Origin of the sequence: Streptomyces viridochromogenes DSM 40736, assembly GCF_000158955.1 — a bacterium.
Taxonomy (GTDB): domain Bacteria; phylum Actinomycetota; class Actinomycetes; order Streptomycetales; family Streptomycetaceae; genus Streptomyces; species Streptomyces venetus.
Genome location: NZ_GG657757.1, coordinates 5,984,499 through 6,009,327, shown reverse-complemented (window position 1 = coordinate 6,009,327; position 24,829 = coordinate 5,984,499). Strand labels below are relative to the sequence as shown.

Here is a 24,829-nt window from a genome sequence, read left to right as displayed (position 1 = left end):
GGTTACTCTCCTTCAACCCGCATGATGCTGGCGACACCACGCACGGTGTCGAGCTTGCGCAACGCCTCGACGGTCCCGGTGAGGGCGGCGTCGGACGCACGGTGCGTGACGACGACGAGGGAGGCCTCGCCGTCCTTCCCCGACTGGCGAACCGTATCGATCGAGACTCCGTGCTCGGCGAAGACGGTCGCGACCTGGGCGAGAACACCCGGTTTGTCGGCCACGTCGAGGCTGATGTGGTAGCGCGTGACGACGTCGCCCATCGGGGACACCGGCAGGGCGGCGTACGCGGACTCTCCCGGTCCGGTCGCGCCGCCGATCCGGTTGCGGCAGACGGCGACGAGGTCGCCGAGCACGGCGGACGCCGTCGGGGAACCACCCGCTCCGGGCCCGTAGAACATGAGCTGCCCCGCGGCGTCGGACTCGACGAACACGGCGTTGTAGGCGCCGCGCACGGAGGCCAGCGGGTGGCTCAGCGGGATCATGGCGGGGTGCACGCGCGCGGTGACGGACCCACCATCCGCGGCCCGCTCGCAGATCGCGAGCAGTTTGATGGTGCAGCCCATCTCCTTGGCGGAGGCGAAGTCGGACGCGGTGACCTCGGTCATGCCCTCGCGGTAGACGTCGTCGAGGCGCACGCGCGTGTGGAAGGCGATACCGGCGAGGATGGCGGCCTTGGCGGCGGCGTCGAAGCCCTCGACGTCGGCGGTCGGGTCGGCCTCCGCGTACCCGAGCGCCGTGGCCTCGTCGAGCGCCTCCTGGTAGCCGGCGCCGGTCGAGTCCATCTTGTCGAGGATGAAGTTGGTGGTGCCGTTGACGATGCCCATCACCCGGTTGATCTTGTCGCCGGCGAGGGACTCGCGCAGCGGACGGATCAGCGGGATGGCACCGGCGACGGCGGCCTCGTAGTAGAGGTCCTTGTCGTGCTCGTCGGCGGCGGCGTGCAGGGCCGCCCCGTCCTGGGCGAGCAGCGCCTTGTTGGCGGAGACGACGGACGCCCCGTGCTCGAAGGCGGTGGTGATGAGCGTCCGCGCCGGCTCGATCCCGCCGATCACCTCGACGACGACGTCGATGTCGCCCCGTTTGACGAGGGCGGTGGCGTCGGTGGTGACGAGCTCGGGGGCGATGCCCTCGCGCACCCTGTCGGGCCGCCGTACGGCCACGCCCGCGAGCTCCACCGGGGCACCGATGCGGGCCGTGAGGTCGTCGGCGTGCGTCGTCATGATGCGCGCCACCTCTGAGCCGACCACTCCACAGCCCAGCAGCGCCACCTTCAGCGGACGCGTACGCATCATCCGACCTCGTTTCCTCATACCGTCTACGGTTGCACCAGTCTCACTCACCGGACGGGAGTTTCTGCCCTTCGTCCGGATCGTGAGACATCGATTTCATTTGTACCGGGGTGGCGGACAGGAGATCTTCCACCCCCGCCGCCGGTTCGGCTCAGCCGACGTCGAGACGCAGCAGGTCCTCCTCGGTCTCCCGGCGGACGATCGCCCGGGCCTCGCCGCCCTGCACGGCGACGACCGGCGGCCGCAGCACGTGGTTGTAGTTGCTGGCCATGGACCGGCAGTAGGCGCCCGTGGCCGGCACGGCGACGAGGTCACCCGGCGCCACATCGGCCGGCAGGAACGCGTCCTTCACCACGATGTCCCCGCTCTCGCAGTGCTTGCCGACGACACGGGCGAGCATCGGCGCGGCGTCGGAGGTGCGGGAGACCAGCGCGACGCTGTACTCGGCGTCGTACAGCGCGGTGCGGATGTTGTCCGACATGCCGCCGTCGACGGAGACGTACGTCCGCAGCCCGTCGAGCGGCTTGATGGTGCCGACCTCGTAGAGCGTGAAGGCGGTCGGGCCGACGATGGCACGCCCCGGCTCGACGGAGATGCGCGGCGTGCGCAGCTTGGCGGCCTCGCACTCCCTCGTCACGATCTCGGTGAGCGACTTGGCGATCTCGTGCGGCTCACGGGGGTCGTCGTCGCTGGTGTACGCGATGCCGAGCCCGCCACCGAGGTCGATCTCGGGCAGTTCGACGCCGTGCTCGTCACGGACGTCCTTGAGCAGCGAGACGACCCGGTGGGCGGCGACCTCGAAGCCGGACATGTCGAAGATCTGCGAGCCGATGTGGCTGTGGATGCCGACGAGCTCCAGCCCGTCGAGCTGCAGGGCACGCCGTACGGCCTCGGCGGCCTGCCCGCCGGCCAGCGGGATGCCGAACTTCTGGTCCTCGTGGGCCGTGGCGATGAACTCGTGCGTGTGTGCCTCGACGCCGACGGTGATCCGGATCAGGACCTTCTGCCGCTTGCCCAGACCCTGCGCGATGTGGGCGACGCGGACGATCTCCTGGAAGGAGTCGAGCACGATGTGCCCGACGCCGGCCTCGACGGCCCGGGTGATCTCGTCGACGGACTTGTTGTTGCCGTGGAAGGCGATGCGCTCCGCGGGCATGCCGGCGGAGAGGGCGGTGGCCAGCTCACCGCCGGAGCAGACGTCGACGTTCAGCCCCTCCTCGTGCAGCCAGCGCACGACGGCACGGGACAGGAACGCCTTGCCGGCGTAGAACACGTCGGCGTCCTGGCCGAAGGCGGTGCGCCAGGCCCGGGCCCGGGCCCGGAAGTCGGCCTCGTCGAGGACGTAGGCGGGGGTGCCGAACTCCTCGGCGAGCCGCGTGACGGGAATCCCGCCGACGGTGACGACACCGTCCGCGTCACGCGTCACGGTCTGCGCCCAGACCTTCGGGTCGAGGGCGTTGAGGTCGGCGGGCGGCGCCGAGTAGTGGCCCTCGGGGAGGACATCGGCGTGACGGGGCCCGGCGGGGTGTGCGGAACGGCTCATGTCGTACGTCTCTTCTTGGCTCTCAGAGGTGTTCAGGTGCGTCGATGCCGAGCAGGGACAGGCCACCGGCCAGCACCGTCCCGGCGGCTTCGGCGAGGGCGAGCCGGGCACGGTGGGCGGCCGAGGGTTTCTCCTCGCCGAGGGGCAGCACGGCGGGGAGCACGGGCAGCGTGGCATCGGCGACGGTGACGAGGTGCCGGGCCAGGCGGTCGGGGGTGTGGTGCGTCGCGCTGGCGGCGAGGAGGCGGGGGTGGTCTCCGAGCGCGGCGAGCAGCGGTGCCGTGTCACTCGCGTGCACGGGGCCGGGCTCGGGTGCGAAGCCCAGGTCGGCGGCGTTGCGCAGGAGGGCCCGGGTGCGGGCGTGGGCGTAACGGACGCGGAAGAGGGGGTTGGTCTCCCGCTGGACCAGATGATCGCCGGTGATACGGGGCCGGTCGTGGGCGGCGGGGTGGAGCAGGGCCCAGCGGGCGGCGTCACGGCCCAGGGGGACGGGGTCGGCGGGGGCCGGGACGGGGTGGACGGTGACGTCGATGTCGGGGAGGGGGTAGTCGATGTCGGGGAGGGGGTAGGGGCCCCGGGAGTCGATGCTGGTCCCGAGGCGGGTCTCCCATTCCGGGGCGGGACGGCCGTCGCAGGTGACGCGGACGGAGTCTCCCTGGCTGCGCAGCACACGGGCCACGGCGTCGGCGACCACGACGGCACGCACCTCCGCCGGACACCGGAGCCGGACGGCGGTCCCGCTGAACCCGGTCGTCACGTGGCCGTACCGCCGCCCACGCCGCAGGATCTCCGCGACGAGACCGGCGGAGGCGGTGCTCCGCAGACTGACGTTGAGGAACCCGGGCCCGGTGACGACCACGTCGGTGAAGCGGCACTCGTCGAGGAGCCGCGCCCGCAGGATCTCCGCCACGCGCCGCGGCTGCTGCCCTGCCGCACCGGCCAGCTGGAGCGCGATGTTGGTGGCGTAGTCGCCACAGCCCCCGGGCCCCGGCGGAGTGACCACGGCCCGCTCCGGCACGGTCACGCTGAGCTCACCCGCGTCGACAGCGCGACGCACGGCGTGCAGCACGGCGCGGGAGAGCTCGGCGGGGGTCACGGGGACAAGCGTATGGGAGGAGGGGGGTGGGTATGCGAGCCGGTTTGGGCGAGGGTCCGGGATGTGGACGCGACGTCGCGCCGGAGGCCGCGCGGCTACCGGTGGGCTACGGCAGGTCTACGTCCGCAGATCTACGGCACGACTACGGCACGGCCGGCTGATCGGCTGTCGCCACCTGGGCACCGTCACCGTCGGCGCCGGAACCACCGCCCTGTCGCCCCCCACGCCGCTCGCGCTCGATCAACTCCCTGACCATCCCGACGAGTTCGCCCGGCTCGAACGGCTTGGGAAGGAAAGCGTCGATGCCCACTTCGAGCCCGGACTCGACCTCGTGCTGGCTGCACGCGCTGACGATGGCGAGGGGCACGTCACGGGTACGCGGGTCGGCCCGCAGGCGCGCGGCGGTCCGGAGCCCGTCCAGCCGAGGCATCACCACATCGAGGGTCACGACATCGGGCCGCACCTGATGGACGACATCAAGACACTCGGCACCATCGGCCGCGGTCACGACCTCCAGCCCCTCCAGCTCGAGGTTGACCCTGATCAGCTGCCGGATGACCTTGTTGTCGTCCACAACAAGCACCCGGCCCGACGCGCCTGGCACAACTCGAGAGTAGGTCGGCCCCGGCCACCGCGTCCGGGTTTTCCCCACTTCCACCCCGCACGGGCGCCCCACACACCCGCCCTCGACAGCGGAAACCCGTTCATGACCACCCCGAGGGAGCTGGTAGTGTTCTACCCGTCGCCGCGAGCAACGCGACCGACACGCCCCCGTAGCTCAGGGGATAGAGCAACGGCCTCCGGAGCCGTGTGCGCAGGTTCGAATCCTGCCGGGGGCACCTTGCATGAGGTGCCCAAAGACCCCGCCATCAGCGCTTTTGCTGAGACGGGGTCTTCGCGTGTGTGCAGGCGTGTGCGGCCCGGAGCGGCCGCATGTCGGGGGCTGTGGACGAGGCGTGGACGGGATCTTGAGACGTCTGCCCAGGTCAGCTCCGGCAGACGGCAAGACCCCCGGACAAGTCCAGGGGCCTGAGGGGCGGTTCATCGGCGGTGCACCGCAGTAGCCGATCTCGGTCGTCTGACCGTCGCGGTAGAGCACAGTGCAGTGCCCGCCTTGAGGGCAAAAAACAGTCCCCAGTAGTACTGCTCGTGTCCTGAAGCTTCAGTCGTCACTGTTGCCTCGGTATCGCGCCGGCTTGCTGGGGGCCTGAACCACATCCTGTCCAAGTCACTAGCCGGCTAGACGTCCTCATCGACTTTGCAACTCTTTCGGTGTTATGGCCTACTAACCACGATGTACACCAGGCGCCATAAGTCAATACCCTTTGCGTAGGTTTCGAAGGAAACCTCTCGCGATCACCTGCGACTGCGGCATCCGGCTCGTCCGCGGGTCGACGGGGAGCCGGTCGCGGCCGAGCGATTACCCAGGTCAGCCCATATCCGGTAGCCGTTGTGCCGAGCAGGCCGGCCGGTGCTCGATACGGCACCGTTGAAAGGGATCTGGCGGACACACGCCGTAGACGGTGACGCGACCGTCGGAGAGCTCGATCCACCGACGCTCCGCCGGCACCGTATGGGCCAGTGCGGCCGTGTGCAGGTTCGAATCCTGCCGGGGCACCCAGCATGAGGTGCCCAAAGACCCCGTCACCAGCGGAAACGTGAGGCCGGGGTCTTCGCGTGTGTGCAGGCGTGTGCCGCCCGGAGCGGCCGTATGTCGGGGTCTGTGGACGAGGCGTAGACGGGATCTTGGAGCGTTCTCCCAGGTGAGCCCCGCAAAGCGATGTGGCCCCGGACCCGGGACAGGTGTGGGGCCACAGCGCAAGGCGGTACCGACTCCCCTAGTCGGCGGTGACCCCCCAGTAGGCGATCTGCGCGGGCCTACCGTCGCGGTAGAGCACTGTGCAGTTCCCCCGGGCGCGGCGTGGGAAGTCCAACTGCTCGGAGTCGAGCGCGGCGTCCCACTCCTCGTAGGTAGGCCGGCCGTGAGGAGCCCACGCTCGCACCTCGTCATCGGTCAGCGGCCGCATGAACGGACCGTCATCGGTGTCCTCGGCCTCGATCATGAGAGGGAAGTCCAACACGGAGCCCGTGCCGCCGGTGAAGATGTACTCATGCCACTCCGGGGCGCGCCACAGTTCCTCGACGGACCGCCCCTCGAAGCCGTGGTTGTCCCGCGCCAGCTCGTCTTCCTGCTCCTGCCGGAACGCGGCCGCCAGATCACGCTGATACGGGCCCGTGTGCGTCCATGCGTTGCCACCCATCCGCGTCCCCTCTCCACTCGAACTGCTTGTTCAAAAGCGGAGCGTAAGAGACGGCACTGACAGGGCACCCCGCCCCGACGACGGTCACACCCTGGAAACCACCCACAGGCCCCGCAGGGATGGTCGGCAGCTCGCTGAGACGCACTGACTCAGGCCAGACTCCAAGCCTGGCGATGGCGAGCGACGCCGTACACCTGCTCCACCTGGTCGGCCGTGAGAACGCCTGAGAGGGGAGCGAGTGCCGATACCTGGCGCTCCTGGTACACCCGGACATCAAGCTGCGTAGCGACCACCTTCAGCTCGGTGACACCCACGAAGACGAGCACCGGCTCCACCGGCACCGAGAAGTCGCAATAGCGCTCAAGCACTCGGGCGACCCGCTTGGCCTCCGCCCGGCTCTTGCGTGCGTAGGGTGCGGGTTTCCCGTGATCGACTTTCACGGAATCGTCCCCGACCCATACGGCCCGCTTGTGGTGGTGCTTCGTATTGATGCTGAACACTCCACCAGGCCCGATCAGTAAGTGATCGATATCCACCTTGTTGGCCAAGGGAACGGAGTGCAGGACCCGCCAGCCGTGGCGCCCCAAGCGGTTCAACTCGGCTCCCACTCGCCGCTCCCCCGCCAATCCCTTTCGCCAGGAGTCCCATTCCGAGGGCCGCCGAAGAAGCCGTGAAACGACTCGCTCCATCAGCCCCGGGCCGGATTCGGCGAGCAGATCACGCAACGCCTGCCCGGGAGGGTTGACGGCCAGGTCGTCGGCCGGCGTCAGAGGCGGCAGCATCGGACGCGCCTGAACCTCCGGCGCCCTGTCTGGCGGGACAGGCTCGGTGAGGTTCTGTAAGTGCTTCGTGAGCACGGCGATCACGTCGTCACGACACTCGGCCCGCAAAACCGTGATATCCCCCGTCGTGATGTCCGCCCAACCGACCGCGGTGCCATCAGGCAGGTTGACGTACAGACGATCATGCCCGTACCGCTTCCAGCGCGTGACGTGCAGTTCCACAAGGCCCCCTGTGCTCCCGCGTTGACGTTGCAGATATGCCAGCAGCAAGCGAGACGAGGTCACAAGACCGCAGGGCAAGCACCGCGACCCAGCTCGCCCTTTCCGGACGAAGCATCGGCGCAGGTAGGGCACGAAACGAGGGAGCCCCCAGGCGACATGCCCGAGGCCTCAGTGTGGGTACAGGTTGTCTCACTCGTACTCGCGGAGCAGGTCCTCGATGCGACGGTTGGCGACATCCTGCCGTCCGTCGAGGCATTTCGCGTAGCGGGTAAGCAGGACCTCCACGCTGTTGCCGGCGCGCTCGGCCACCTCGGTGGGGTCGACACCGGCGTTGAGCCACGTCGACAGCGCCGAGTGCCGGAGGTCGTACGGTCGACTCGCGAGCGGCGAGGCCGCGACGGCCGGCGGAAGCGCGAGGAGCCGAGCTTCCTGCCACACGCGGTAGTAGGTCGAGGACGGGACGACCGAGCCCTTCTCGCTGAAGAACAGCCGCCCGTCGTCCGCCGTGCCAAAGGTGGCCAAGTGCTCGCGGAGCACGGCCACGAGGTGAGGCGGGATCGGCACCCGCCTCACGTCCTCGATCGGCCGGTTCTTCAGCCCGCGGTCGTCATGGGTCTCCCCGAGTCGGTCCACTGCTTGCCGACAGACGGACGGGTCCGGTGGAGCAGCGCCGAGCCCCAGCCTTGCTCGGGAAGGTTCAGATCCGTCTCGGCAAGGCCGACCGCTTCCGCCGGCCGGAGACCGCCGAAGTACATGGCGGCGAACAGACCCACGAGGCGACGGCCACGGGCGCGCCGGTACCCGCCCACGTAGGAGACAGCCGCCAGGAGGTTCCGTGCCTGCTCCGGGTTGGCGACAACCCGCGGATCGACCTGGTTAGACACCTTTGGCTTCTGCCAGCGGACAGCCGTGATGGGGTTCTCACGCAGCTCCCCCAGATCGACGGCGTAGTTCGCGGCGTTGACGAGCGTCCGACGCTTGCGCCACACGGTCTCCGCCGCTGCAGCCGTGCCGTCGAGCTTGAGCTTCAGCGAGTCGAGGACCGTGCGAGCCGTGGCCGCTTCAGCGAGATCGGCGAGCGGCCGGGACGCCTTGGACACCCAGTGGAGAACGTTCCGCACGTCCTCCGGAACTTCTCGGTCATCGGGCCCGGGCAGCACGAAGGCCCAGTTGCGCAGTGCTCTGCGGATGTTCTCGTCGGATGGTCGTCCAGCGCGCTCGTCGAGGAGTTCCAGCGTCACGCTGGTGAGGGCTTCGTTGATGCCATCCCGTGTGTTGGGGGCGGCATGAGGCCATTTCATGGCGAGGTATCGGAGAGCGAAGGCGTACCAGGACACGGCCGACTTCTTCTCTTCCATCGAGGCCGGAAGTCCCGACTCCGTGTCGAACTCCTCGCCCTCGGGCATCGCACGCATGAGCTTCGTGCGGTAGTGGTCGGCAAGTGCCTTGGAACGGAAGGACTCCGAGAACACATTGCCTGCGACGGACCAGCGGACACCGTACGAGGGCGCTTTGGTAGGAGACACGTGCGCGATGCCGAAACGCGCGTTGGGTGAGTCCGGCGCGCTTGGCGATCTCACGGCGCAGGTAGATCGAGAGGCGCCGCCAGAGAGCTCCGGCGTGGGCGTTCCAGAGCACGGCCGCTTCGTAGTCGTATGCGTCCGGGTCGAAGGGCGTACCGAGGGCCGGATCTGTGTCGTCGCGCCGGGCACCGCAGCGGCAGGGCCAGCCGCTGGAGGGGCGGTTGTGGACCGGGCCGAAGCTCGGTGCGGTGAGGGTGGCGAAGACAGTAGAGGCGGAGCGAGCGCTTACCTTCCGGGCCAGGCATCAGCCATCACGAAGGAGACGACGGTTCCGCCGAAGCGGCTCGGTGCGGCGTGCCACGACTCGGCCAGAGAATCAACCAGAAGCAGTCCACGCCCGTGGGAGTCGTTGGCGTCGGGGTGCCTCAGCCGCACGTTCGCCGGAAAGCCCGGGTTGTGCACGTCGACCCGAAGTGAGGCTCCCTCACGGAACCACTCGACCCGGACAAGCCAGGGTTCGTCCGACCGGCCGTAAGCGATGGCATTGGTCACCAGCTCCGAGATCATCAGCGCACAGTCATCGACGGAGCAGGCCGGGTTGTACGGGGCGATGAACTTGCGGAACCAGCGCCGAGCCCGCGGTACGGACTCAGCGACAGGGTGCAAGGTCATCGCGCCGAGACGCGGTGATTCCTCAGACGGGTAGCGGTCGATCATGTAGGCCATCAGGTGCTCACTTCCTGCCGCTACCGTCGCAGTCGAGGCAGCGCCGCTTCGATGTGGCACGGGTGCGATCGGCGGCGGTGGCAAGCGCCAGGGTCGTACGCGAGCCGACACGCTTCCAGCCACGCCCCCGGCAACCCAGGCAAGGTAACTGCGCGCCCTGATCCGGCCGCTGACTCGTCACACCGCGCCTCCTCCCAGTGAAGTGGCCTTAGCCACTTCCTGGATAGTGGCATTAGCCACTTCATCGATGCAAGCGATTCGCCGCAACTGCCCCCCTCAGGTGAGGGGGTAGCCCTGCTCGAACGCCCAACGATGCGGCGGGTAGGTGGCCTCAGCCAACTCCAACGGCCGGTCCTGGACGTCGAAGACGACGTGGTGGACGATCAGGACGGCTGAGCCGACCGCAAGTTGAAGGTCCTCGGCCTCTTCCTCCGAGGCCGCACGCGCGCACATGCGATCTTCCGCGTAACTGCCCTGCCGTCCCGTCATGTTCTCGACGTACAGCAGCGTTCCCTCTTGGATCCGCTCCGGCTCCAGAAGCTTCGGCGCACGCTGACCGACATCCGGAGCGAACCACGAGGTAGACAGCGTGATCGGCCCGTCCTGATTGTTGGTCACACGCCGCCGATGCACCGCCCGACGATCCTTGACCAGACCCAGCGCCTCAGCCACGTGATCCGGCGCCTCCAGCCAACCGGCAGAGGTGATCACGGCGTACTCACCAGGCGTGTAGATCTTCCCGGTCTGCCGAGCGCGGCCGTACAACTCACGTGCCCGCCGGTTGACCTCCAGGCTCCGCACGTACGTGCCCGATCCCTGGCGCTTCTCGACGAGCCCTTGATGGCTCAGCGCCTCCAACGACCGTGCAGCCGTGGGCCGGGACACCTTCCAGTCCGCCGCCAACTGCCGCTCGGACGGCACCTCATCACCCGGTCGCAGGTCACCCCGAAGAATCTGATCACGGATGTAGTGCGCGATCTGGAGATACTTCGGCTGAGCCTCCTCGATCTGCGGCATCAGTCCTCCTCACCCAAGGCGAGCCCCAGGCGAGTAGGCGGGCACCCCGCTCCCGAGCTGAGGCCTGCTTCTCGATACAAGTGGCTATGGCCTCTAGCCACTATAGGGTGAGTGGTCAACCCCTCACCCCGTAGGCTGAGACGCATGACGCGGTTGATCGTCGCAGCAGGAGGAGGGGGCGACGCAGTCGCCGCCGCAATGATTCACGCCGCCCTCTACGGCGACGAGGACCAGGCGGTGATCCTCACATACGCGTGGGACCGCCTCTTGATCGACCCGGTTCCGGGCCCCCGAGGACCAGAGAACTTCACCGGTCTCCTGGCCCTCACCCCAGCAGTCTGGGCAGTGCCGGCCGAGGCCCGTCCGATCGCTCCGGCAGGCTCGACTCTCCCCCGACTTGCAGCAGAGCTCCCGCACACGCTCGCGCTGATCGATCCGCGCCACGGGGTCGAGGGCGTCACCCGCCAACTCGAAAAGCTGGTGGACCATTTGTCACCAGAGTCAATCGACCTTCTGGACGTGGGTGGCGACATCCTCGCCCGCGGCGACGAGCCAACGCTGAAGAGCCCACTCGCCGACGCCGTCACACTCGCCGCGTGCTGCCAGGTGAACGCTCCCGTCCGCCTGCTGGTGGCGGGCCCCGGCCTCGATGGCGAACTCCCTCTCGACGAACTGCGCGGCATGCGCGGCCCGCTCATCCACACCCTCACAGCGAGGGACGTCGAGCCGATCAGCTCGGTCCTGGAGTGGCATCCCTCCGAGGCAACCGGGATGCTCGCGGCGACAGCCCGAGGCGTACGCGGCACCTGCGAAATGCGAGACGCCGGCCTCCCTGTCCCTCTCACGGACGAAGGACCGACGGTCCATGAGGTCGACCTGGACGAGACACTGACCCGCAACCAGTTGGCCCGAGCCATCCTGACGACCGCCACCCTGGACGAGGTCGAGGCACACAGCCGCGAAATCTGCGGCTACTCGGAAATCGACTACGAGCGCAACAAGGCCGCATGGCTCAAAGAACAGCCACCGGCGCAGCTCGGCCCAGAGGCCGTACTATCTCAGCTCGACCAGTTCGAAGCCGAGGCCCACAGCCGCAGAGTCACCCACACGACGTTCCGCCGCATCACCGAGGCCCTGAACCTCAACGGCTCCTTGCGCGAAGACCTGCGCCAGCTGCTCATCAACAGCCGTCCGAAGCAGTACGACGCCCCCCTGTGGCGCATCACAGCCACTACTGAGTAACAACCTTCTTCACGGGTTCAAGGCGGCTCCGTAAGTTGTTGGATGGCCCGGAAGGGCGGGGTGTGGCTCAAGGCGGCGGCTTGTCGAGTGTGGCTCGGAGCGAGTGGCCGCCGCGCCCTTCGGGGCACCTTGGCTGCTGATTGAGATGTGCGCGCCTTGTGCGGTCGCTGTTTACGGAGCAGACAGCGGGGTGTTCCTCGGGCCGACGGTATGCCGTGCGGTGCGAGGAGGGACGAGTGAGTGAGCCACGGGCCCGGGTATGGGCCGGCGTCGATGCAGGCAAGGGACATCACTGGGCAGCGGTCGTCGACGAGACCGGTGCGACTCTGTGGTCGCAGAAGATCGACAACGACGAGTCGGCCATCCTGATCGCACTGGGCGAGATTCTCGGCCGGGCGGGCGAAGTCCACTGGGCCGTGGACATCTCCGGGACGTCCTCCGCACTCTTGCTGGCCCTGCTTGCGGCCCATGGCCAGCAAGCAGTCTACGTGCCCGGCCGCACGGTCAATCGCATGTCAGGCGCCTACCGCGGCGAAGCGAAGACCGACGCCCGTGACGCCTATGTCATCGCCGAGACGGCACGCCACCGCAGCGACCTCGCAACCATCGATGTGCCCGCGCAGCTGGCCGCCGATCTCGCGCTGCTGACCGCTCACCGGTCAGATCTGGTCGCCGACCGGGTGCGGATGACCAACCGGCTTCGTGACGTGCTGACCGGCGTCTTCCCTGCCCTGGAGCGTTCCTTCGACTACTCGAACCACAAGGGCGCGCTGATACTGCTGACCGGCTACCAGACTCCGGCCTCGATCCGCCGCCGTGGCCGAGCCCGGCTGACAGCCTGGCTGGCGGCCCGCAGCGTGCGGGGCGCCGACGCAGTGGCGGCAACCGCGCTGGAAGCCGCTCAGGCCCAGCAGACGGCCCTCCCGGGCGAGGAAGTTGCCGCGCAGATCGTCGCCGACCTGGCGGCCCAGATCATTGCCCTGGACGAACGCCTCAAGCGGATCGACCGGCAGATCCGCGACACCTTTCGCCACCACCCACAAGCGGAAATCATCGAGTCAATGCCCGGTCTGGGCCCGATACTTGGCGCAGAATTCGTTGTGGCGGCCGGCGACCTGGCGGCCTACGCGGACGCCGGCCATCTGGCTTCTGCGGCCGGGCTCGTACCCGTACCCCGCGACTCGGGCCGCCGAACCGGCAACCTGCACCGGCCCAAGCGCTACAGCCGCCGCCTGCGACGGGTGTTCTACATGTCCGCGCAGACCAGCATCATCCGCGAAGGACCAAACCGGGACTTCTACCTGAAGAAGCGAGGTGAGGGCTGCAAGCACGTCCAGGCCGTCATCGCACTGGCCCGGCGACGCACCAGCGTCCTGTGGGCACTACTGCGCGACAACCGGGCATTCACCAGCGCCCCGCCGGTCACGCAAACGGCTTGACTCCGTCATTGAGACTCGCTCCGCTCCCCGCGCGCGGCCCGGCCCCCGGCCGGGCCTGCGCTCATGTCTCCGCCCCGCTCCAGCCCAGCCGGCGCCCGTGCCGCGCGCTACAGCAATCAGCCGCTTGCCGTCAGAGAAGGGGTACCCCGTGGCTGGGGCGGCCGGCTCCACGGCTTTAGCCACCTCCCCGGTCCGGGTCCCGCGTCGAGCAAGACCAGGGGGCCACTCGTGCACATTGCGGGCAGGTCCAAAGCCTGCCCGAGTTGCCAACCAGCGTACGGCCCCCTGGTCTTGCTCGACCCCAGACCGGGCAGGCCACCGGCCAAACCCACTCCGCCGACCTCGACGATCGTTCAGGCGAGACCCCGAACCCGGCACGGCGAAGCACGAACCGGTGCATTCATGAGCGCAGCTCAACACCCACAAGGCCCACCACCCCCGCCAACAGACACGGAAGCGCGCACGCAGCGCCGAAAGCACCCGTAGTGATCCGGCTTCGCAAGGCCCGGGGAAGTCCATGGTGGTGAGGTCGGCGCCGGTAGGCTGTGAGCTGCCCTGGGCTGCTTGCCAGTGGCAGAGGAATCGCGGCAGCAGCGGAGAGTAGCAGGTAGTAACGAATGACCTTCGAGTCGCAACAGAGAGTAAAGCTACCGGTCGGCGTAGAAGGCTGGGTGACCATTGAAGTCGCCACTGCAGCCGCTGATGGTGGATGGACACTGTTTGTTGTTGATGACCACGGCACAATCCACAAAGTGCCGCTTTCCGCCGCAGAGGCATCTCAGGTCGGCGTTCTCACCCAAGACGGGGGTGCACCTTCGGCTCGCGTGCTGGCCGGGATGTGGACCCGCTGGATGTTTGCAGCCGCCACGAACGCACGCACCACTCTGCTTGCCTCCTCCCCCTTGCGCCCGTACGCCCACCAGATGAACGCCGTCTATGGGGCGATGCTCCCGCAGCCGTACCTGCGGTTCCTGCTCGCCGACGAGCCGGGCACGGGTAAGACGATCATGGCCGGGATGTACCTGCGCGAGATGCAGAGACTCGGCCTGATCCGTCGCGCAATCGTCGTGGCACCGGCCAACCTGGCGACGAAGTGGCAGGCGGACTTCGATCGGTTCTTCGGCGGCGGTCTGCGCCGTATCACCGCCGACACCGTTCGCGAGCACGCCCTCGATACGGGACACGACCTGTGGGTGGTCTCCCTGGAGCTCGCTGCCGTGAACGGCGCAGTCCAGGACGCCATCCGGCCCGACAAGGCCGGCTGGGACATTGTTGTGTTCGACGAGGCGCACCGGCTCACACCCACGGCTGCGGCGTATCACCAGGTCGGACGGCTGCTCGCTCAGAACACTCCGCGCGCCCTCCTGATGACGGCTACGCCGCACCGTGGCTCGGAATGGCTTTTCCGTCACCTGCTCCACCTTGTAGACCCGGACATTTACCCCGACCCGGGGGCCAAAGCAGATGACAATCTGCAGCCGCTCCGGCCAGGGCCTATTCACTTCCTTCGCCGCATGAAGGAAGACCTTGTCGACTACGACGGCGTGACGAAGCTGTTCCAGGGGCGCACCGCCAAGAACTTTCGCATCCCCTTGTCCGCGAAGGAATACGGGATTTACCAGCAGGCTCTGGCCATGGTGGACCAGTTCTTCCAGACGAATGCTCAACCACTTGCGCGCATGGTGTACGGCAAGCGTGCTGCCTCGTCCCTCTACGCGCTCGCCGAAACGCTACGGCGTCGGGCTCAGCACATGGGCGAAAAAACAGAGGCGGAGGCAGCGCTCGAAGCAGAGCGCCTTGACGAAGCGGACGAGGAGGCCAAGGACGAAGCCCGGATCGTACACGCGACTTCGCGGGCCAATCGCGCCGAGCAGAGCGCCATCAAAGACTTGCTCCGACAGATCGAAGCGATCCTAGCCGATCGAGGGTACGAACCTTCGAAGTGGCGTGACCTCACAGCAAAGTGTCTCGCTGCCAATGGCATTCACCCGGGCAACGGCGAGCAGGCCGTGATCTTCACGGAGTACGCCGACTCCGCCGCCTGGATCGTAAAGCGACTTGCTGACGAGGGTTACAGCGCCCGCATGTACTCGGGCCGCCAGCGCAGCGCCGACCGTGACGAAGCCCGCTCCGCATTCATGCGGAGCGAGTACCAGATCATCGTGACCACGGACGCCGGCAACGAGGGCATCGACCTCCAGGCCGCCCACGTCCTCGTGAACTACGACATCCCGTGGTCCCTGGTCCGCCTCGAACAGCGGATGGGCCGTATCCACCGAGTTGGGCAGACCCGGGACGTCTTCCTCTACAACCTCGTGGCCGTGGACACCCGCGAAGGGGAAACCCTTCACACTCTCCTCGAGCGCTTCGTCACCGCCGCGAACGAGCTTGGCGGGCAGATGTTCGACAGTCTCTCCGCCGTTGCCGAGATGACCGGCGTTCAATACAACCAATGGCTGACCGATCTCTACGGTGACGATGAGAACAGGCGCGCCGCTGCACTCGCCGCGGTCCGCATGGTGCAGGCCGTCGATCTGAAGCGTGCCGCCAAAACCGCGCGCGCCCAGGAAGAGGGCTTGGCGACGCAGGTCGACGCCATGGCGGCCCTGGTCCTGCTCCAGCAGGACCTCCTTGAGCGCATCAACCCTGCAATCGTGGACGCGTACCTCACCCGGCTCGACGACGCCGAGCTGCTGCACAAGCGGTCCACCGCCATGGGAGAAGGGATCCTACTGCTCAGCGCGCAGGAGCCCTTTCCCAAAGGGCTTGGAGGCACAACCGAGGCCCGGGTCGCGACGAGCGGTGAAGCGCTCTTGGAAGCTGCCAGGCACGTCGACACGTCCAACGTGCTTCCGCTCGGCCCTGGCGAGTCGGCCTTCTCCGACCTCATCGCCATGGCCGATGACGCCTTGGGCCCGGACATGTTCCAGAGCGGCGCCGCAGATGACCCCACGAGTATCACCAGCTATGACCTGTACGCCTTCGAGGCAGTGCTGAGCGAGGCTGGAGGAAAGAGGAATACGGCTTGGGCCGCGCTGGTCCGAGTAGACGACGCGGGACAGGCATACCCAGTGCGCTGGGAATCGCTCGCCAACCTTGTCCCCACGCGCAAGCAGGGAACTGCTCCGCACCCAGCACGTGACGAAATCGCTATCGAAACAGCCAAGGCCCTCGCGGGTAAGACCCAGAGCGAGCAGCAGAAGGTCCGGAGTGAGTGGTTCGCCCGCGCTGGCCGGGACCTCAACAATCTGCCCCTAGACCTGACCGTCGCGATCGAGTCCAAGGAAGAGCGGCTGGCGCTGCGCAAGCACCTGGAGCGCCAAGCGGCCAAGCGTCTTGAAGCGCTGGAATCGTTGAGCCAGGTCGGCATCAGCGACCCCAAGCTCAAGGCACGCCTTCGGGTGCATGCCGCTGCCGCTCCCGCGACACCCGAGGAGAAAGACTCGGAGACTATCGCGATGCGCCTGGTCGAGCGTGCTCTAGTCGCTGACGGCTGGAAGGTAGCCGACGTCCACACGGACAACCGCGGCTACGACCTCCACGCCGTGCGTGGGAGGGATCAGCGACTTGTGGAGGTCAAGGGCGTGTGGGGCTCCGCCGCCTCGGACGGCATCCGCATGACGGGCAACGAAGTTCTCATGGCCACCCAGCATCGCGGCGACTTCTGGCTTTACGTCGTGGACCAGTGTAAGAACGGCACAGGCGTTCTCTTCGGGGCGTACCGGGACCCCGCCAACATCTTCTCCGCTGAAATGCTGAGCGAAGCCGTCTTCCGCGTGCCGGGAAGCAGCCTCGCCCGACACCGCACAATTTCCAACCAGGAGTCCATGTCGTGACCCGCATGATTGAACGTTGGTTCCCCTGCGCCGAGGTAAGTGAGGCAGCAGGCGCCGGGTGGGGGCACGGTAAGGTCGAGAAGACCCTTTTTCCATGGTTTGCCGCTCGACCCGTCGCCCAGGCAAAAGCAGCTGTCATCGCTAGCTTGCTTCCTTGGCCTCAGGACGAAGCAGAGCAGCTACGGCTGCAGGGTTTGGTGCGTCGAGCAATGAAGGGACGCTACTCGGCATGGGATGAGCTCTGCACGGAAATCGCGAAGGCGAACCCAGAAGGCGCCAAGGTCCTTGACCCATTTTCTGGGCGCGGGATGATTCCGCTAGAGGCGGCTCGCCTGGCCATCCCAGCATTCGCAGTTGACTACTCCCCAGTTGCCGTGTTGGCCAGTTCACTCCTTGTCGACTTCCCTTTCCGGGACTGGTCACATGAGCCGCAGTTGCCATTCGGCGAAGAGACGATGCTGCCCTTGGATGGTCAGCGTCTTGTGCAAGATACCGAGACAGTCCTAACGGAAATTGGCCATCGCCTCGATGATGCGCTGAGTGATTTCTATGCAGCCGTTGACGGCGTTCGCCCGTGGGCGTACTTGTGGTCTGTGACGCTACCTTGCCAGGAATGCGGAAATCGATTCCCCCTCGTGGGCTCCCTTGAGCTGCGCAAGGCCAGCAAGAAGAAGCAAAAGGGCACGGAAGTCAGGCTCGATGATCCCGGCCAGTCCTTTTACGTCGACGCAGATGCAGTAACGGGAAAATATGAAGTGGTCGTCCATGATGGCCCACCCCGGCGTACCCCAACCCTGACGAACGCTACCGATAAGAGCGGACGCAAAATCGCGGGGAAATCAGCTGTATGCCCCTTCTGTAGTCACGTGCACCCGCTTGACATCCACCGCCGCCTAACGAATGCCGGCCAGGGGCGGGATGCTCTCCTAGTAGTGGCAGACCTTGATGACTCCGTGGGGAAGCGCTACCGGGAAGCGTTGACTGCAGACATTGACGCGGCAGCTCAAGCCGCCATCGCCCTCCAAAACGAGCCTCCGTTCTCCCCCTTTCTTCCCGCCGTTCCCGATGAGGCAATCGCTCCAGGTAACAACAACATCATTGGGCCATCGATCTACGGCGCTCGAACCTACGGCGACCTCATGTGCGCCAGGCAAACCCTTTCCTTCGTGCGACTTTGCCGAATCATCGGGCAGGTTGCAGATGAATTGCTAAGCCATGGACTGAGCATCGATTACGTCCGAGCTCTTTCCGGCTACGCGGCGTCGGTGATGGTGCGCAGGATTCGTAGGTCGACACGCGGGGCGGTTCTCGACGTCAAAGTACAAGCAGCGCACGACATCTATTCCAATCAAGGTTCTATTACCTTCAGCTACGATTTCCTGGAAACGGGGCTGGGTGGCGGCCAAGGCACTTGGCAATCGCTTTCCAGCGGAACCGTCTCTACGATTCGCGGCCTCTCTGCCGACAGGCGAGGCGTTCCAGTCCAAGTCGAGCGCGGCACCGCAACTACCCTTCTCCTGCGCGACAGCTCAGTGGATGCGGTAGTCACTGACCCGCCATACGACCAAATGATCGCCTATGCGGACTCCTCAGATATCTCCTTTTCTTGGATGAAGCGCGCCCTATTTACGACTTGGCCTGACCTCATGTCAACAAATGACCCGACAGGCGTCCAGGAGAAGACCGAAGAAATCATCGTCAAGAGAGTTCGCGGCGAAGCGCCTGACGAGCATCGAACAAGAGCTCACTATGACTCTAAGATTGCGCAAGCATTTAAGGAGATGCGGCGCGTCGTATCAGATCGGGGAATCGTAACGATTGTCTTCGGGCATGGGGAGCCTGAGGTTTGGGATCGACTCCTGACCGCCATCTCTCAGGCCGGTCTCATCATGACAGGTTCGTGGCCGGCGAGCACTGAGTCTGGAAGCCATCAAGGGAAAGCGAATATTTCCACCACATTGACGATGGCTTGTCGCCCCGCCCCGGCATCCCGTCCTGATGGAAGAAAAGCAGCAGTAGAGGCGGAAGTGAAGGCCGAGGTTAGATCACGGGTCTTGCTGTGGGAAAAATCCGGCCTGGCGCCCACTGATATGTTGATGGCAGCTGCTGGCCCAGCGATGGAGGTGGTTGGCCGTTACGGCAAGGTCCTCGACGCGCGAGCAGAGCCAGTTGATATTTCCACGTTCTTGCCCCTAGCGCGCCAGGCAGTTCAAGAGGCGATGGCCGTCGAGATCGACCACCATCCGCTGGAGGTGTTTGACGCACGCACACGTTTCGCGCTGTGGTGGGTGCGAGTTTATGGTCGCCAGGTGACAGCAAAATCTGAACTTCGTTGGCAGGCACTGGCTGCATCTATGGGCCTGGCTGAAGTCCGAGATCTCGTTCCCGACGCGGACAAGGGATGCCGCTTCGTCACCTCTAACTCGTTCGAGCCTCACATCGATGCCGAATCATCCGTCATTGATGTAGTGCTGGCGATGGCGAAGGCTTCCGAGGATGGCCTTGCTGCGGTCGGAGAAGTGTTGGTCGCCTCCGGCCGTGATCCAGACGATGCCTACCCTTGGGCTGCCATGAAGTTCCTCGCCGACCGGCTGCCCGATTCCGACGCCGATGCCATCGCCTGGACGCGCATCCTGCGGAACCGTACAGGGGTCGGGAGCGCTACTCGGACTGCCGCTCAGGCCAAGATCTCGGAAGCCAAGAGGCGGGACGCCGCTGGCGAGCAGCTGGAGTTGGGCTGATGATCGTTTAGGTGCGGGGCAAGGCACAATGAGTAGTCAAGTAGATCCTTGAGGGGGCAGAGAGCCAGTGAGTAGCGCCAGTGTGACGCCGTGGTGGCAAGCGTTGAAGATCAGGCCCGAGATCATCAGTGCCTCGGGGCAGATCGACGATGTGCAGATGTCGCTGTTCCAGGCCGTCCATGGAACGGGCGCGCTACGCCCGGAGTACGCCAACCCGATCTACTACGGCGACATCACGCATCCCACCGGACGGCTCGTCGACCTCCTGGCAGAAATCGCCATCCGCCTTGGCGGTGGCGACGATTACTTGAAGGCCCGCTCAGTTACCCGCCTCGACCAGGGAATGGGCGGCGGTAAGTCCCACGCCTGCGTTGGCTGCTACCACTTGGCTGCATCCTCAGTCGACCTGGCCGCCACAGATCTTGGCAAGGCAGTCTTCACCAAAGCACGCAGCATTCTCGGCCGCGACCTCCCCGCGGACCTGAACAAGCCGCACGTCGTCGTCTTGCCGTGCGACAACATGACACCGGGCGCGCCCGATAAGCAGTACGACGGACCGGCCAAGAGCTTGTACGAGCGCTTCCTGTGGCGCCTGTTCTCGCACGACTACACCCTCTACGAGCGTTACGCGCCGTTCTTCAACGACAAGGGCAAGATCGTCGAAGCTCTCCGAGCGGTCGACCGCCCTGTGCTCGTCTTGATCGATGAGATCATGGACTACGTTGGCAACGGGCTGGACGGCGCGGGTAGCCCTGAACTCGCTGCTCAGGACATGGCCTTCTTGCGCGCCCTGCTGGATGCCTCCAATGATGTGCCACACGTCGCCATGGTCGTCGTCATGATTGGCTCCGACACAATCTCCCTCAGCGATGCCGCCAAGGAGCGTCGGGCTGACCTCCATGGCTTGTTGGAGCGCAACGGCATGCCGGCCACAGTCACGGCCAGCGCGGACTTTGCCGACATCCTGCGGAGGCGGCTGTTCGACCAGACCCCCGCATCTGAGGTCCTTGCTGCGACCGCAGCGACCTATGGCGATGTCATGACCGACAAGGCTTGGTCCAAGAACGTCTGGACTGCGATCACAGCGCCTTGGCGAGAGGATTTCTCGACGGCGGTGGCTCGCACGTACCCCTTCCATCCTCAGCTGATGCACCTGGCTGAGAAGGAGTGGGCCCAGATGTCTGGGTTCCAGAGAGTGCGCTCGACGATCCGGATTTTCGCTGCGACCGTGTTCGCGCTTCAGCAGCGTGGCAAAGCAGGTGAGTGGGTACCGTCGCTCATCGGCCCTGGCGATCTTCCTCTCTCTGACAACAACGTCAGGGAAGCCATTCTCGGCTCAGGACTTGTCGGCGACGAGCGGACGATCGCGAACTTTCGGTCGCTGGCAGAGATTGAAATCGTCAATCAGACCGATGATGGTGGGGCCGCCCGGCGTCTCGACTTGTCTCGCGATCCCGCCAGCTGGATCGACCTCAACCCGCGGGCGTGTGAGCGAGCAGCCACCTATATCTTCCTGACCAGCGTCGTCGGTGTGCGACCCGGCGGACGTCGTGGCGCATCTGCACCTGAGACGAAGGCAGCGACAGTAGTTCCCGATCGACGCTACGTCGTCGCTGACGCTGACGGCGTCGTCGAGGATGTGGTCAACCAGGACATCGGAATGAGCGCGGTGGAGGTGATCCCCGGCCAAGGGAACAACAAGCCAGCTCGGTACTACTTGTCGACCAAGCTCACCTACCGGATGCTGGTCAACAACATCAAGCGTTCAATCGTTGGTGAAGCAGAAGCCGCCGCGACGACAGGCAAGGTCTCCGAGCGAGACAAGATCATCGCCGAATTCGCGGAGCGCCTGTCGAACTCGGGGCCCTTCAAGAAGAAGATCTTCGTTGAAGCAGATCCAGGTCGAACTCCGGCGGACGTCCTAGTTACGGCTGGAATCGACGATGCGCGAACGACTCGTCTCGTCGTCCTGGACCCGGCCCAGTTCTCGCTGCGTAATGGTGCGGAGCAGGTCACCATGGCGGCGATCACCGCGGCCGTCGGCCTCGGAGACGGCCGCGACAGGCAGCCGGTAGAGTGGGCCTCGTCAGCCGTTTTCGCTGTTGCTAACTCCCAACGGCGCACGCACGCCCGAATGATCGCGAACGAATACCTTGCGCGTCACCGCGCGCTTCAAACTCCCGAAGTGCAGGGCGACGATGAACTCAAGGCCACGGGTACCCGCGAACTGGCAGAGACCAAAAGCCAGTTGGAGAAGGCGATAAAGCGTGCCTTCCAGCACGTGGTGTACGTGGCACAGCCAGACCTTAACTCAGACCGAACTCTTGACCAGTTTATCTTCGACGACGAGCATCACACCGCTCTTGACGGCACGCTCGTGTGGAAAGGGCTCGTCGAACGGGAGAAGGCGTTCAATAACAGCCAGTTCACAGCTAAGGCGCTACTCCACAACCTGCGCGAACAAGACTACGGCCGGCCGCTGCCGGAGATCCGCGATGCCTTCTGGAATGCCCCGCGGCTGCCCTTGCTGTACGGCGGCGATCGTGACCTCCAGCATGCTGTCTACCAGGCTGTCCAGGCTGGTGACCTCCGCATCGTCGACGCCGGCGACAACGACGTAGCCGTCACTGATCCGACGCAGGTCAATCTCTCCTCGCTCGGACTCCGCCTCGCGCAGCCGAACATAGAGCCCCAGGCTGAGGAGTCAGCTCCCGTAGACGGGGCGGGCCATGCTGGTCCTGCCGACTCTGGTGCGGACCCCGACGGCGGAGATAGCGCTCAGACGGGGGCAGCTGCATCTGATGAGGGAGCAGCAAGTAGCGAGAGTGGTCCTGCCGAGAAGTTCGTGTCATTCCCGCTCGTAGGAGCACTCCTCGACAATCCGACCCGGGTCGATGGCCTAGCTCAGGTCTTCCGCATCCTCTATTCGGTCCTGGAGGACAACAAAGTCTCTTATGCCCAAGGCACTCTTCAGCTGGTTCTTGAGGCGGACGTCGCCGACCGGTTGGCCGAGGCTGCCAAGGCGCTCAACCTGGCGGTCACGGTGAGGGACCAGTAGGGGAGCCGCAGGGGCTTGTCCTACCTGGGTCGATCATGTGCACTATGGCGGGAACAGCAACGTGGCTACAGAAGGGCCGCTAGACCAATTAGGGGGCACGGAGGATATCCCTCTCAATGCGATCCCAACTGGGCCGCTCCTCATCAAGGTGATGGACGACGGTTAGCAGCCTGCCGTCGAGTGCAGCGTCTACCCCTAGAGAGCGGCGACGGCGCTGCGCTCGGCCTTCAGTAGGTAGCCCCTCGCCGAGGACACCTACCAGGACCTCGTGGGTGGCCGGGCCGAGCGCATTCGCTGTGATCCACTTTCCCCGGACCGGGATGCCGGCAACGCTTCCGACGATGGGCCGACGTTCGAAGAGCTTACGCATCACCGCGTCGGCCTGGATGTCGGCCTGATTGGCAGACTCCTCAAGTACGCGTCGAACAGTCCCTGACTGCACCCGGATTGTGCGCCGTCGTGCTACGCGGTTGTCTCCTCCTTCCATTGTTCCATCTTCGGAGAAGTCGGTCGCTGGACCAATGACCGGCCGATGCCGGGACCGTTCAGGGGCTATTACCCATCGCTCGCCGTTGGTGGTCTTCACCCAATCGGTTGCGATGTTGTTGGTCACCTTCTCGTCGTCGGGAAGGAACACGTCCACAACCACCCCGGAAGGGCCGATCCAGACCCAGCTCATGAAGTATGGATGTCCCGTATTGCGAATGGACCAGTTCGCGAGTGTGAGGATGCGGTCTTTTTGCGGCTTCGTTGCGGTGGTGGGGAATAGCGATTTTTCCTTGCGGCTGCGTCCCCGGGCTTCCCCAGCTATGACCCCAGCATCAAGGTGGAACAGCAGGTCTGGCCTCGGTCCCTTTCTTCCGTAGACGCCGATGAGCTGACGAGGGAGGACATCGAAGCTGTTCAGGGACCGCTTGTCGGGCTTCCACGCAAACAGGGTCTCGCTCACGGCGGACATGACGCCAAGACCTGTGCACTCGCTGACGAAGCTTCGGATGTGCCGAGATGTGGCGGTCAGCCGGGGGTAGTGAGCCGTCAGTGGAGTCCCGTTCTTTGTGTCAGCGACGTAGCTAGTCAACAGGTTCACCTCGTGGTCGTGGACTCCTTCATCGATCACGCCGCGCAGGTCGCACGCCAGCGCGTTGATGCCGACCAGCTGCGAAAGGGAGACTGGTAGGGGTCTGCGGCCTACCTCGGTCGCGGTCACCACTTCCGCGAGGCCATCGGAGCCGATCGTCACTTTGGTCCGCCACAGCCTCGCGTGCACGATGTTCATGACGCCAGGATAGAGCGCAAGCCTGGTACCGATAGAAGGAGTTGGGTCCTTTGAGGGACCAAGCGATGTCCAACCGTTTTCACCAGGGTTGAGTACGCGATCGAGTAATAGCCAAGAGTTGTGGGTGAGCTGGTCTCAGCTTGTGCTGCGGTTGGTGAGGCCAGTTCTGGCGGTATTACGGATCCGGTTGGTGCGGCCAGCTTCGGCGAGGATCTCGATGGCCCTAGTGTTCGTCCCGGCGGCCGTCTTGAGCTGGAGCCAGTTGGGTGACGCGAGCAGGTCGTCCCGCTCCCAGGGCAGCTTGAGCGTGACGGCGCGGAAGATCAACCACTCCCGCAGGCGCTGGGCCAGGAAGGGGTGGTCGATCGTGGCCTGGGTCATCGTCTGTGCCCCCCTCGTCGGGACGGGGATAGAGGCCAGCGGCCCGATGGTCCAGGTGCCGCAGTACGGCGGACTGCGCCATCGTCTGGTCTGGATCAGCCAGGACGCGGCTGACCGGACAGCATTGGGGAACTTGGCGCCGTGGGTCTTCGCGAACGCCTCGATGGCCTTCTCGGCGTGACTGCGGTCCTCGGCGTTGCAGATCTCCTGCATAGCCTTTGTCACACGCGGCTGCGTGGACTTGGACAGGCAGTTGTTGAGTTGCGGGTTTGTGAACCCAGCACCTCTGCGGCCGGGTAGCGGGGAACGCCCCGGCGAGCGCCCGCGGTCGGTGGCGGCCGAGGTTCAGGCGGCCAGCATCAAAGGTGTTCGTCGTCAGTCAGCCGGCCAACCG

15 protein-coding genes, 1 tRNA gene and 3 pseudogenes are annotated in these 24,829 nt (G+C 65.7%); 6 read left to right on the top strand and 13 right to left on the bottom strand.

What is annotated here, in order from left to right; translation table 11 throughout:
* Positions 1–2: 2 nt before the first annotated feature.
* The 4 genes from SSQG_RS26605 to SSQG_RS26590 form a co-directional block, all read right to left on the bottom strand.
* A complete protein-coding gene (locus SSQG_RS26605; RefSeq protein WP_039933665.1) occupies positions 3–1,295 on the bottom strand; it encodes a homoserine dehydrogenase in 1,293 nt (430 codons plus the stop codon).
* Positions 1,296–1,443: 148 nt separating this feature from the next.
* Positions 1,444–2,835: a diaminopimelate decarboxylase gene (lysA, locus tag SSQG_RS26600; protein ID WP_003992969.1), complete on the bottom strand. Its 1,392-nt coding sequence runs from the start codon at positions 2,833–2,835 to the stop codon at positions 1,444–1,446.
* 22 nt (positions 2,836–2,857) lie between these two features.
* Positions 2,858–3,931 carry an ArgS-related anticodon-binding protein NrtL gene (gene nrtL, locus SSQG_RS26595; protein WP_003992968.1) on the bottom strand — a complete coding sequence of 358 codons (1,074 nt, stop codon included), beginning with the start codon at positions 3,929–3,931 and terminating at the stop codon, positions 2,858–2,860.
* Between the two features lie 142 nt (positions 3,932–4,073).
* Positions 4,074–4,589, bottom strand: a complete 516-nt coding sequence (locus SSQG_RS26590) for a response regulator (protein ID WP_003992967.1) — start codon at positions 4,587–4,589, stop codon at positions 4,074–4,076.
* Between the two features lie 109 nt (positions 4,590–4,698).
* Between SSQG_RS26590 and SSQG_RS26585 the strand changes: the two genes are divergently transcribed.
* Positions 4,699–4,770, top strand: a tRNA-Arg gene (locus SSQG_RS26585).
* Between the two features lie 590 nt (positions 4,771–5,360).
* Here the strand turns inward: SSQG_RS26585 and SSQG_RS43035 are convergent.
* From SSQG_RS43035 to SSQG_RS26560, 7 genes and pseudogenes are all read right to left on the bottom strand, one after another.
* Positions 5,361–5,549 carry a DUF6083 domain-containing protein gene (locus tag SSQG_RS43035; protein ID WP_003992966.1) on the bottom strand — a complete coding sequence of 63 codons (189 nt, stop codon included), beginning with the start codon at positions 5,547–5,549 and terminating at the stop codon, positions 5,361–5,363.
* 220 nt (positions 5,550–5,769) lie between these two features.
* Entirely contained in the window at positions 5,770–6,192 is a 423-nt protein-coding gene (locus tag SSQG_RS26580) for a hypothetical protein (RefSeq protein WP_003992965.1), read from the bottom strand.
* A 149-nt stretch (positions 6,193–6,341) separates the two neighbouring features.
* Positions 6,342–7,196 (bottom strand): nuclease-related domain-containing protein, encoded by an 855-nt coding sequence (locus SSQG_RS26575; RefSeq protein WP_106434211.1) that lies wholly within the window; start codon positions 7,194–7,196, stop codon positions 6,342–6,344.
* A gap of 189 nt (positions 7,197–7,385) precedes the next feature.
* A pseudogene (locus SSQG_RS26570) lies at positions 7,386–8,731 on the bottom strand (tyrosine-type recombinase/integrase).
* Positions 8,712–8,984, bottom strand: a pseudogene (locus SSQG_RS43030) (replication initiator); the annotation flags it as partial. The pseudogenes SSQG_RS43030 and SSQG_RS26570, both read right to left, overlap by 20 nt.
* Positions 8,985–9,004: 20 nt before the next feature.
* Positions 9,005–9,445 (bottom strand): ATP-binding protein, encoded by a 441-nt coding sequence (locus tag SSQG_RS26565; RefSeq protein ID WP_003992962.1) that lies wholly within the window; start codon positions 9,443–9,445, stop codon positions 9,005–9,007.
* A gap of 276 nt (positions 9,446–9,721) precedes the next feature.
* Positions 9,722–10,462: a GntR family transcriptional regulator gene (locus SSQG_RS26560; RefSeq protein ID WP_039933663.1), complete on the bottom strand. Its 741-nt coding sequence runs from the start codon at positions 10,460–10,462 to the stop codon at positions 9,722–9,724.
* Between the two features lie 144 nt (positions 10,463–10,606).
* Between SSQG_RS26560 and SSQG_RS26555 the strand changes: the two genes are divergently transcribed.
* The 5 genes from SSQG_RS26555 (at position 10,607) to SSQG_RS26535 (ending at position 22,778) form a co-directional block, all read left to right on the top strand.
* On the top strand, positions 10,607–11,704 hold the full coding sequence (locus SSQG_RS26555) for a DUF1152 domain-containing protein (protein ID WP_003992960.1): 1,098 nt from the start codon (positions 10,607–10,609) through the stop codon (positions 11,702–11,704).
* Positions 11,705–11,940: 236 nt separating this feature from the next.
* Complete coding sequence (locus SSQG_RS26550; protein WP_003992959.1) at positions 11,941–13,143, top strand: IS110 family transposase; 1,203 nt, start codon at positions 11,941–11,943, stop codon at positions 13,141–13,143.
* A 671-nt stretch (positions 13,144–13,814) separates the two neighbouring features.
* Positions 13,815–16,979 (top strand): helicase-related protein, encoded by a 3,165-nt coding sequence (locus tag SSQG_RS26545; protein ID WP_208865671.1) that lies wholly within the window; start codon positions 13,815–13,817, stop codon positions 16,977–16,979.
* Positions 16,980–16,984: 5 nt separating this feature from the next.
* Positions 16,985–19,720 carry a DUF1156 domain-containing protein gene (locus SSQG_RS26540; RefSeq protein WP_425315022.1) on the top strand — a complete coding sequence of 912 codons (2,736 nt, stop codon included), beginning with the start codon at positions 16,985–16,987 and terminating at the stop codon, positions 19,718–19,720.
* Positions 19,721–19,823: 103 nt separating this feature from the next.
* Positions 19,824–22,778: a DUF499 domain-containing protein gene (locus SSQG_RS26535; protein WP_208865670.1), complete on the top strand. Its 2,955-nt coding sequence runs from the start codon at positions 19,824–19,826 to the stop codon at positions 22,776–22,778.
* A gap of 88 nt (positions 22,779–22,866) precedes the next feature.
* On the opposite strand, the gene SSQG_RS41500 is transcribed toward SSQG_RS26535, so the two are convergent.
* Together SSQG_RS41500 and SSQG_RS44065 are read right to left on the bottom strand one after the other, a co-directional pair.
* Positions 22,867–24,054 carry a hypothetical protein gene (locus SSQG_RS41500; RefSeq protein WP_003992955.1) on the bottom strand — a complete coding sequence of 396 codons (1,188 nt, stop codon included), beginning with the start codon at positions 24,052–24,054 and terminating at the stop codon, positions 22,867–22,869.
* Between the two features lie 498 nt (positions 24,055–24,552).
* Positions 24,553–24,760, bottom strand: a pseudogene (locus SSQG_RS44065) (transposase); the annotation flags it as partial.
* Between the last annotated feature and the right edge of the window lie 69 nt (positions 24,761–24,829).